The following is a 10,289-nucleotide window of genomic DNA, read 5'->3' as shown; positions in this document are numbered from 1 at the left end:
ATTTTCTTGTTTATAACGGTTTTGAAGATTCCCTTAGATGTGGGGCTGAGAAGTCATGTCTCTTTAAAAGGAAAACATCAGGCCAGGTCTGGCATATTAAATTTAAGTGATGAACCTTAGAATCCCTCTTCATATAAGAGAGTATAGAGCTTAGCCAGGCCACTTTTTAAGTCATTACACGGAATATTAGTCTCTATGCTGTAAAAAGGCCATCTCAAAAATTAACCGCTTTATAAGCTGTTTTCTGATGGTTGTATAATCGATGCTATCTATAAGTAAATTAGCTGTATACATTAATAGAATCTCCAATTTAAGAATTTAAATGAGTACGTCATTTGGGGGACAGATTGAGCTCCTAAAGCTCAATCTGTCTCCTGATACTCTCTTCGAGTGAAATTAGCGTCTCTGTGCGCTGTATTCCCGGTACCGCTTGTATTTCTTCATTCAGCACATGTCTGAGATGACTGGTGTCTCTACAGATGATTTTAGCGAACATACTATATGCTCCAGTAGTATAATGCAGCTCAACTACTTCTTTAATTTTGCTCAGTTGCTCAACAGCATCTTTATACTGAATACCTTTTTCCAGATAGATACCCAAAAAGGCAGTTACATCATATCCCGCTTTCTGTGGGTCAATTATTAAATGAGAACCTTTAATAATGCCCATTTCCTGTAGTTTTTTCATCCTTACATGGATGGTTCCACCCGAAACAATCAGATCTTTTGCAATTTCTGTATAAGGTTTGGTCGCATCATGCATCAATTGTTTTAAGATGTCGATATCCAGGTTATCAATTTCTAAATTTTGGCTTTCTTTTCTAAGCATGATTTTGATATTTGTTAACGATAATCAAATATAATTATAAACTTCGTAAAAATAAAATAAAATGATTAAAATATTTGTAACGTATAGGGGTTGTTGTTACATTTGTATCAAGCAAGTAACAAAAAATAGTTCTTTAACATTTGCTTATACTCTGTAGGGTGGTGAAATTGGCAGACGCACCTCCTTGTCTCGGTGGTGGAGAATATGGAAAACCCGTAAGGGCTAACTACTCCTTGAAGGTTCGACTCCTTCCCCTACAGCAATTAAGTTTAAGATCAAAATCAACCTAAACCAAAATCTTAAACTTAATTAAAATTTAGTACTTTTAAAGAATGTTGGGTGGTGAAATTGGCAGACACGCCTTCTTGTCTCGGTGGTGGGGATAAATGGATAAACGCAGTTTATGGGTTGACCACAAATTAATTTTTGAACTGTAGCTAACTACCCCTTGAAGGTTCGACTCCTTCCCCAACAGCCAGTTTTTTTATGAATAATAAGTTAGTTAAAAACGAGTAATCTTGGATGGGGTTACTCTTTTTTTTTTGCCTCTTAGGCATTAGCATTGCTTATTTTTCCCTTACTTTTTTTCTTCTCAGCAAGTTCCAGATTTTCCTTAACCCTGAATTGCGTCATTTCTTTAATGAGTTTTAATGGCAACGGTTTGTTGTACGGTAGTTGGATAGCTGATTTACTTACTTTGTATGCCGATAGCTCATTTTTGAATACCTCATAGACCTTTGATGGAGGAATAGAAATGGAGATATGATTGGTATAAGCAGAATAAAAAATAAGCATCCCATGAAATTTAAATGCAGGAATATTGTAACTAATCACTTCTTCTGCTTCGGGGGCATTTTCCTGGATGGTCTCCCTGATCACTTCTAATAGAAATTGAATATTATCCGAAAAGGAATTAATGTATTGATCAACGGTTGTAAATTTTGTTTTTTCAGCAGTCATTCTCTTTTATTTTTAGGTTGATAACAAATATCGCAGACATTTGTTGAAGCAGAAGGGGGGATTGGCGTCAATTTTAGGGGAAGTTTACGACAAAAGATTTGTAACTTGTGGTAAACCAAAAAACCAGTTAACCATGAAGATACTAAAGTATACGCCTGTATTTAAGGAGAGATGTATTGAAATTTTTGAAAGCAATATGCCTAAATTCTTTGCGGCCGCAGAGCTGCAACTCTTTATCGAATTTTTAGACCGGGATGTTGACGACAACTATTTCGTTGTTGAAAAAGATGGAGCTATTGTAGCTTGTGGAGGAATATTTTTAGACAAAGACACAGATGAAGGTGGCTTGGCCTGGGGAATGGTCCATGTTAGTCAGCACAAGACCGGTATTGGCAAAATGCTTACCGAGTACCGGTTAAATCTTTTAAAAGAGGTATACCCTGGTAAGGTTTATAAAGTGGATACTTCTCAGTATACAGCAGGATTTTACCTGAAAAGGGGTTTTAAAACAATTGAGGTAATACCTGATGGTTTTGCCAGGGGGATAGATAAGTATGTGATGAAAATAGAACAGGGTCCGTAATTTATAATTATTCTAAAATAACATTTAGCTTTTTCCCTTTTGTCCTAATCAAAAACTAATTACCTAAGTTTGAAAGAAAAACTTTTATGGATCAGATTTTAAAAAGCGCACATTCAGGTTGGCGTTACCTGGTTTTAATTTTGTTGGTAGTGGCGCTTATTCAGGCGCTTTCGGGCTGGCTTGGTAAAAAACCTTATACAGAAGGAAATAGAAAAGTAAATCTTTTCACCTTGATTTCTGCACACATTCAGCTTTTATTGGGCTTAATCCTCTATTTTATGAATGGATGGTACAAAATTGACAGCTCGATTGCAATGGGTCGTTATTGGAAAATGGAACACATCGGAATGATGATTTTTGCCATTATTTTGATCACTGTAGGAAATGCGAGATCTAAAAAAGGTACGGATGCAACGGTAAAACATCGTTCTGTTGCCCTCTATTTTGGCCTTGCCCTGATCATTATTGTAGCTGCAATTATAGCTATGGTTAACGCAGATCCTTCGCGTTCGTTCTTCGGTGTTTCATAAAAATTACAAATATAATTTTGCATTGTAAGATTTATTTATATTTTTGTGGCTCATGATTAACAATATACATACTTGGCAATGGCGTAGCGCTCCTGAAAAGAGTCTAGTCGTAGCTTTGTGTACCTTATAGTTTATCAACCTAAACCAAACCACATTAAAACCCCGACGTAGACCACACGTTGGGGTTTTTTGTATAATAATATTTGGTTTTTGTTGTGCAGGAGTATGTTGTTCGTCATCCTGAATTTATTTCAGGATCTCGCAAGAGAAGGTTAGATCCTGATGTTGGTATATGACGAATTCAGGACGATTGTACTTAGAAATAGAACGTTAAACAATATTAAAGCAATAGTTAATATGGATACTAATTACATAATTAACACGACCTACAAAAAAAGACTTGCAGATACCACCACACCCGTGAGTATTTACCTGCGGTTAAGGGATGTGTTTCCCAACACCATCTTGTTGGAAAGTTCTGATTATCATAGTCGGTCAAATTCTGTAAGTTATGTTTGTGCCGAGCCGGTTGCAGGCATTATATTACAAGATGGCGTATTGTCGACCTATTTTCCGGACGGCCAGAAGGCCGAGAAGAAGAAATTTGTACTGACTGAAGAGATCGATGCTTTTAAAGTATTATTTAAACCTGAAGTAGTAGAGGATACCCGGTACATATCGAGTGGTTTGTTTGGTTATTTTACCTGGAATGCGGTACCGCATTTTGAAGACATTAAATTTACCGCCATTACTCCGGAAGGCCAGGAGATCCCGGTGATGCAGTACCATATTTATCGCTATATCATTGCCATCGATCACTTTAAGAATGAGATCACGCTGTTTAAAAATACTTTTAACGGAGATGATAATAACGATCTGGAAAAGCTGGAGTACATTATTCAGAATAAAAACTTCCCTGAATATAGCTTTAAAATTGATGGAGAAGAAGATTCCAACATGAGCAATGAAGACTTTATGGACATCGTGGAGAAAATGAAAAAGCACATTTTGCGGGGGGATGTATTTCAGATTGTTCCTTCAAGGGCATATAACCAGGGGTTCTTAGGTGACGAGTTTAATGTTTATCGTTGTTTAAGATCTATCAATCCGTCGCCTTACCTGTTTTATTTTGACTACGGCAGTTTTAAACTTTTTGGTTCTTCACCTGAAGCACAAATTACTATAAATGACAACGTAGCTAATATTTTCCCTATCGCCGGAACTTTTAAACGTACTGGAAATGACGCTGAAGATGCGGAGTTGGCGCGTAAACTGGAACAGGATCCGAAAGAAAGCGCCGAGCATGTGATGCTGGTAGATCTGGCTAGAAATGATCTGAGCAGACATTGTAATGGTGTTGAAGTAAAATCTTTTAAAGAAGTACAATATTATTCGCATTTGATTCACCTGGTGTCGAAAGTAAGTGGGAATCTCCAGCATGATGTGTCGGCTTTTAAAGTTGTTGCAGATACTTATCCGGCAGGGACCCTTAGTGGAGCGCCAAAATACAGGGCAATGCAGCTGATTGATGAGTATGAAGGGCTGGGTAGAAATTTCTATGCAGGTGCAATTGGCTATATGGGTTTTAACGACCAGTTTAACCATGCGATCATGATCAGGACCTTTATGAGTAAAAATAACCAGTTGCATTACAGGGCTGGGGCAGGGATTGTTGCAGATTCTGTTGCGGAAAGTGAACTGAATGAAGTAAATAATAAAATTGCTGCTCTGCGCAAGGCAATACAAATGGCTACAGATATTTAAGAAAATGGATAAGAGCATACAAAAAAAGGTATTGGTTATAGATAATTATGACTCCTTTACTTATAATTTAGTACACCTGGTAAATGAATTGGGCAGAGATGTGGAGGTTTGGAGAAATGATAAATTTGATCTGGCCGATGTAGATCAATTTGATCAGATTATTTTGTCGCCAGGCCCGGGGATACCCGAAGAAGCCGGATTATTATTGGACGTAATTAGAACTTATGCCCCAACAAAAAGCATACTTGGTGTTTGTTTGGGACAGCAGGCCATTGCAGAAGCTTTTGGCGGAACTTTACTAAATTTGGGCAGACCGATGCATGGTATTGCAACGCCGATTACTGTCTTGGATAAAGCAGAATTGCTTTTTAAGAATTGTCCGGAAACCATTAATGTTGGACGTTATCATTCATGGGTGGTGAGCAATGAAGGATTACCAGCCTGCCTGAGGATAACAGCAATCGATGCTGATAAAGAAATTATGGCCTTAAGACACAATGATTTTGATGTTCGCGGCGTTCAGTTTCACCCGGAAAGTGTGCTAACTGAATATGGAAAAGAAATGATGAGAAACTGGTTAGAAAGCTAGATATGACTATTTTAGACAAAATTGTATTACGCAAAAAGGAAGAGGTAGCGCTGGCTAAACAAGCTGTTTCGGTACAGCAGCTGGAAGCGGGATTGCATTTTAGCCGTAACCCGTATGTGTTTAAAGAGTTTTTACTGGATCCGGTGCGGACAGGTATAATCGCTGAGTTCAAACGCAGATCGCCTTCAAAAGGAATTATTAACGATCAGGTAAAAGTGGAAGAGGTAACGCAAGCTTACGCTGCTGCAGGAGCCTCGGCACTTTCGGTGCTTACAGATGTTGATTTTTTTGGGGGACATACCAACGATTTGCTGGCGGCCAGAGCAGCCAATGAAATTCCAGTTTTAAGAAAGGATTTCATGATTGATGAATATCAGATTCTAGAGGCCAAAGCTTTAGGTGCTGACATTATTTTGTTAATCGCTGCTATTTTGACACCTGCAGAGATTAAAAATCTTTCTGAATTGGCAAAAAGCCTCGGTTTAAATGTGTTGCTTGAAGTGCATAACCTGGAAGAATTACAACGTAGTATTTGTAAAGATTTAGATGCTATAGGTGTTAATAACCGTAACCTGGCCGATTTTACCGTGAATATTCAAACTTCTTTTGATTTGGTAAGCCAGATTCCTGACGAGTTCATGAAGATCTCGGAAAGTGCCATAAGTGCGCCTCAAACTATAATGGAGCTTAAGGCTGCAGGCTTTAATGGCTTCCTGATTGGGGAGAATTTTATGAAAACAACTAATCCGGGACAGGCGATGCATGATTTTGCAGCACAACTGATCTCGGTATAACTTTTGTATCTTTGTACTTTACATGGGAAAACAGAAATATTTCGATACAGCACTTAAACAGGAAACAGCAGTACTTGTAGGGGTGATCAGGCCTGGTGAAAGGCCTGAAGAAACCAGGGAATACCTGGATGAACTGGCCTTTTTGGTGGATACAGCAGGTGGATTGGTCGTGCGCGAATTTACCCAGAAGATGCTTAAACCAGACCGGGCAACGTTTGTTGGTACAGGAAAGCTGGAAGAGATACAGGCTTACGTAAAGTCGGAAGAGATTGATATGGTTGTTTTTGATGATGAGCTTTCACCATCACAACTAAGAAATATTGAAAGGGAACTGCAGGTAAAAGTATTGGATCGCAGTAACCTGATCCTGGATATATTTGCCGGCAGGGCACAAACAGCGCAAGCTAAGACACAGGTGGAGCTAGCTCAGTTGCAATACTTACTGCCACGTTTAACACGTTTATGGACCCACCTTGAACGTCAGAAAGGTGGTATTGGTATGCGCGGACCGGGTGAGACGCAGATTGAGAGTGATAGAAGGATGATCCTTGAAAAGATCTCTCTTTTGAAAGGTCGGTTGAAGCTGATAGATAAGCAAAATGAAACACAACGCAAAAACCGTGGTCAGTTGATTCGGGTTGCACTGGTAGGTTATACCAACGTCGGTAAATCGACCATCATGAATATGCTTTCTAAATCGGAAGTCTTTGCCGAGAATAAACTTTTTGCTACACTTGACACTACGGTGCGTAAGGTGGTGATTGAGAACCTCCCTTTTCTATTGTCTGATACAGTTGGGTTTATCAGGAAGTTACCACATCACCTGGTAGAGTGTTTTAAATCGACACTTGATGAAGTTCGTGAAGCAGATATCCTGATCCATGTGGTAGACGTTTCTCATGCTAATTTTGAGGATCAGATCAATGTGGTTAATGAAACGCTTAAGGATCTTGGTGCCAGAGATAAGGAAACCATTATGGTATTCAATAAAATTGATGCTTATGTGAGTCCGGAACCTGATCATGAGGAAGAGGAAAAGATTGAGCTTACGCTTGAGGATTTTAAAAAGAGCTGGATGGGATCAGAAAATGCACCTGCAATATTTATTTCAGCCTTGCACAAAGAAAATTTAGAAGAATTTAAACAACTATTATACGATAAAGTTGTTGCTTTACATACGGAGCGTTATCCCTATGATAAGTTGTTATATTAATAGAAAGAACCATTATGGAAAGTAAACGTCAACAGAAATTTGCCGGGATTATACAAGAAGAGTTAGCTGCAATTTTTCAGCGTGAAGGAGCGGCCTATTTGCCGAATACATTGGTTACGATCACTAAGGTTAGGGTTTCGCCCGATCTTGCTGTTGCTAAGGTTTACCTAAGCTTCTTAAATACAAATAACACCAGCCTGTCGGTTGCTGAAGTAAACTCGCATGCCGGGGAGATCAGATATAAACTGGGCGCAAGGATTCGTCACCAGGCCCGTGTGATTCCAACGCTTACCTTCTTTGTAGATGATACAAATGAGTATGTTGAGCACATGGATAAATTGTTTGATAAGATCTCGAAAGACCGCAAAGAAAACGGGACTGAAGAAGCTTAATTAATCCCCTTGTTTTAAATCGCTTTGATTTAAAATGTGTAAATTAGTACATGGTCAGGATTATTTTCGCATTCCTTGTGTTATCCGCTTTTACTTTAAAGGCCCAGCCCGTAATAAAGGGCGGACTGGAGGCCTTTGTGGCCAACAATAGTGTATATCCCAGGTATTCCCTATCTAATTGTATACAAGGAACGGTAATTATCAGCTTTAAGTTAAATAATGCCGGGGAGGTATACTTCTCAAAGATTAGTTCTGGAATTGGTACTGACCTGGATGATGAGGCTCTAAGGTTGATCAGGCTGAGCAGCGGCAAGTGGACTATTCCACAGGGACATGATACAACCGTTTCGCTTATCGCTCCTATGAAATTTAGTTTGTCTGGCTATAATTGTAGTGATAAAAATCCCCAGGATATTCAAAATGCTATAACTGCTTATAAGTCCAATATAGGACTGGTGAATTCCATACAGAACTTTTACAAAAACAAGGAAAAGGGAACCTATAGGGAAGAAGATGAGCCAAGGTTCGTTGCGCTAAGAGAAGAGCTAGGCTACGACGATGAGTATTTTGCTGCGCGGATTAAAGATGGCCTCAAAAAGTTAAAGCAAAAAGACAAACAAGGCGCTTGTGAAGATTTCCTTTTTGTGAAATATATGGGGTCTGATCTGGCAAATGAAATGCTTGATAAGTATTGTAGGTAATCATTCCATTTAGTGAATAATGTTAACTGCTTCTGTAATGATGTGAGCTTTTACACCATTAACCTTTCCTCTGTACTCGCCGTCGACCTGAAAATGCGCTTTGTGTTTGGTCTTAATGGCGAGATCGCTGGTTTGAAATGATTCAATATTTTTAGGGTTAAAACGACGGTTCGTAAAGCGAATTTTTAGGATCTCCATAATCGAGTATTCCTTAACCAGGATCACCTCAAAGAGGTCGTCATCGAGTTGTCCATCTGGATTAATCTTGACTCCGGTTCCATACATGGTCGCATTGGCAATAACCACCATGGCTGCTTCTGCACTGATCAGTTTATCTTTAATCTTTAATTCCACATGCATTTTGTGATGACTCCATAAAGCCTGCCAGGCTGCTTTAGCATAGCCCAGCATGCCACGCTGAGGTAAAGCATCAAATTTCTTAACGAGGTAAGCATTAAAGCCTATGTCGGCCAGATGAATACACAACTCACCATTTACAATAATGGCATGTATCTTTTTAGGACTGCCGCTTAAAGTGAGGTCAAGTGCTTGCTCTATTTCCGTTGGAATACCCAGTTCACGGGCCATCCCATTTGCTGAGCCCGCCGGAATGATGCCAATAGGCGTATCAGTTTCAAACAGGCATTCAGCGACAAGTTTTAGAGTACCATCCCCTCCCACAGCGATTACCCGGTTGGCTTTTGATTTTTTTATTACGGCTTTTATCTTTTCCAGCGTACAATTGTTCGAAAGTTCATAAAGCTCAAAATCATTTGGTTTATCCGTGAAATAAGCGTTGATCACTTCGGAAAAGTTTATTTCCCCGCTTCCTGAGCTTGGGTTGATAATAAATAGTAATTTTATATTTGAACGTTTTTCTTCCATCTTGTAATAGCAAAAACAACTGCTGTGTTAGTCTGTTTTAATTAGTAATGAATAAATCCGTAAGTGTTAAAGTTTATCATGGTTATGGTCATACCCATAATTTAGTTGTATATGGACATGTATTCCGTTTCAAAGCAAAAGTTAAGCAGATATATAGCAATAATCTTTTTGTAAACATTTTTCATCTGTTAAAACTCTTTGTGCTTAAACCATATCCATTTGTAAAGGTTAGGTTGCAATTTTATGGCCAAACTATTTATGGGCACACCGAATATGATGGTTTTTTCAAATTTGAATGGAGGGCGGAGAAGGAAGTAGTTGCCGGGTGGCATAGGGTGAAGGTGGAGGTTTTGGGAAAAAGTGAAAGGATACTTACAGCTGGTGAAGGACTTGTTTACGTGCCTCATATTACCCAGTTTGCTTTTATATCAGATATTGACGATACCATTATGATTTCGCATTCTGCGACTGTTATACGTAGATTAAGGGAGCTTTTTATAAAAAACCCAAGGACCCGGAAAACTTTTAGAGAAGCACAAAAACACTATAGTTTACTGGCTTTGTCGCATACAGACGCAGGACAGCCTAATCCTTTTTTCTATGTTTCAAGTAGCGAATGGAATTTATATGATTACCTGGTTGAATCTTTTAGATTTAACAGGTTGCCCGAAGGTGCTTTTCTGCTAAACCAGATTAAAAGATGGAAGGATTTAATAAAAACAGGCAAAACAGGACATGAAGGGAAGCTGATGCGGGTAATGCGCATTCTGGATGCCTTCCCGAATCAGCGCTTTGTTTTTTTTGGCGATAATTCACAGCAGGATCCTGCTATTTATACGACTATTGCGCATAAGCGGCCTAAGAATATTGAAGCCATATACATTCGTAATATCCGGAAGGAAAAGGAAACTGAAGCAAAGACTTTGCTCGATGCGTTGGAAGCTGCACAGCAGGTTAAAACCTGTCTTTATAACAATAGCGAAGAAGCAATATCGCATTCCAAAAAGATTGGATTAATTCTTTAAATGAACCTAGGTACATAATATTTT

At 38.9% G+C, this 10,289-nt stretch carries 12 protein-coding genes and 2 tRNA genes; 11 read left to right on the top strand and 3 right to left on the bottom strand.

What is annotated here, in order from left to right; translation table 11 throughout:
- Positions 1-355: 355 nt before the first annotated feature.
- On the bottom strand, positions 356-829 hold the full coding sequence (locus tag R2Q84_RS10980; RefSeq protein ID WP_015809975.1) for an Lrp/AsnC ligand binding domain-containing protein: 474 nt from the start codon (positions 827-829) through the stop codon (positions 356-358).
- Positions 830-981: 152 nt separating this feature from the next.
- On the opposite strand from R2Q84_RS10980, the gene R2Q84_RS10975 reads away from it, so the two are divergent.
- Together R2Q84_RS10975 and R2Q84_RS10970 are read left to right on the top strand one after the other, a co-directional pair.
- Positions 982-1,089, top strand: a tRNA-Asp gene (locus R2Q84_RS10975).
- 73 nt (positions 1,090-1,162) lie between these two features.
- A tRNA-Asp gene (locus R2Q84_RS10970) sits at positions 1,163-1,307 on the top strand.
- 71 nt (positions 1,308-1,378) lie between these two features.
- Here R2Q84_RS10970 and R2Q84_RS10965 read toward each other — a convergent pair.
- Entirely contained in the window at positions 1,379-1,789 is a 411-nt protein-coding gene (locus R2Q84_RS10965) for an iron chaperone (RefSeq protein ID WP_316816580.1), read from the bottom strand.
- A 133-nt stretch (positions 1,790-1,922) separates the two neighbouring features.
- Here R2Q84_RS10965 and R2Q84_RS10960 point away from each other — a divergent pair, with 133 nt between their 5' ends.
- From R2Q84_RS10960 to R2Q84_RS10925, 8 genes are all read left to right on the top strand, one after another.
- The gene (locus R2Q84_RS10960; protein WP_316816579.1) at positions 1,923-2,372 is read left to right on the top strand and encodes a GNAT family N-acetyltransferase; all 450 of its coding nucleotides are present in this window, start codon (positions 1,923-1,925) and stop codon (positions 2,370-2,372) included.
- Between the two features lie 86 nt (positions 2,373-2,458).
- On the top strand, positions 2,459-2,902 hold the full coding sequence (locus tag R2Q84_RS10955) for a cytochrome B (RefSeq protein ID WP_316816578.1): 444 nt from the start codon (positions 2,459-2,461) through the stop codon (positions 2,900-2,902).
- A gap of 357 nt (positions 2,903-3,259) precedes the next feature.
- A complete protein-coding gene (locus R2Q84_RS10950) occupies positions 3,260-4,666 on the top strand; it encodes an anthranilate synthase component I family protein (protein WP_316816577.1) in 1,407 nt (468 codons plus the stop codon).
- 4 nt (positions 4,667-4,670) lie between these two features.
- Entirely contained in the window at positions 4,671-5,255 is a 585-nt protein-coding gene (locus R2Q84_RS10945; RefSeq protein ID WP_316816576.1) for an aminodeoxychorismate/anthranilate synthase component II, read from the top strand.
- 2 nt (positions 5,256-5,257) lie between these two features.
- Positions 5,258-6,049, top strand: coding sequence for an indole-3-glycerol phosphate synthase TrpC (trpC, locus tag R2Q84_RS10940; RefSeq protein ID WP_316816575.1), 792 nt, complete (start codon positions 5,258-5,260; stop codon positions 6,047-6,049).
- 22 nt (positions 6,050-6,071) lie between these two features.
- On the top strand, positions 6,072-7,262 hold the full coding sequence (gene hflX / locus R2Q84_RS10935; RefSeq protein WP_316816574.1) for a GTPase HflX: 1,191 nt from the start codon (positions 6,072-6,074) through the stop codon (positions 7,260-7,262).
- A 14-nt stretch (positions 7,263-7,276) separates the two neighbouring features.
- Positions 7,277-7,654: a 30S ribosome-binding factor RbfA gene (rbfA, locus tag R2Q84_RS10930; protein ID WP_316816573.1), complete on the top strand. Its 378-nt coding sequence runs from the start codon at positions 7,277-7,279 to the stop codon at positions 7,652-7,654.
- Positions 7,655-7,704: 50 nt separating this feature from the next.
- Entirely contained in the window at positions 7,705-8,355 is a 651-nt protein-coding gene (locus R2Q84_RS10925; protein WP_316816572.1) for a TonB family protein, read from the top strand.
- A 9-nt stretch (positions 8,356-8,364) separates the two neighbouring features.
- Here the strand turns inward: R2Q84_RS10925 and R2Q84_RS10920 are convergent, their stop codons facing one another.
- A complete protein-coding gene (locus R2Q84_RS10920; RefSeq protein WP_316816571.1) occupies positions 8,365-9,240 on the bottom strand; it encodes a diacylglycerol/lipid kinase family protein in 876 nt (291 codons plus the stop codon).
- 47 nt (positions 9,241-9,287) lie between these two features.
- Between R2Q84_RS10920 and R2Q84_RS10915 the strand changes: the two genes are divergently transcribed.
- Positions 9,288-10,265: an App1 family protein gene (locus tag R2Q84_RS10915; RefSeq protein WP_316816570.1), complete on the top strand. Its 978-nt coding sequence runs from the start codon at positions 9,288-9,290 to the stop codon at positions 10,263-10,265.
- Positions 10,266-10,289: the final 24 nt, after the last annotated feature.

Source organism: Pedobacter nyackensis (genome assembly GCF_032678475.1).
Taxonomy (GTDB): domain Bacteria; phylum Bacteroidota; class Bacteroidia; order Sphingobacteriales; family Sphingobacteriaceae; genus Pedobacter; species Pedobacter nyackensis_A.
This window is presented reverse-complemented; position numbering and strand designations above follow the sequence as displayed.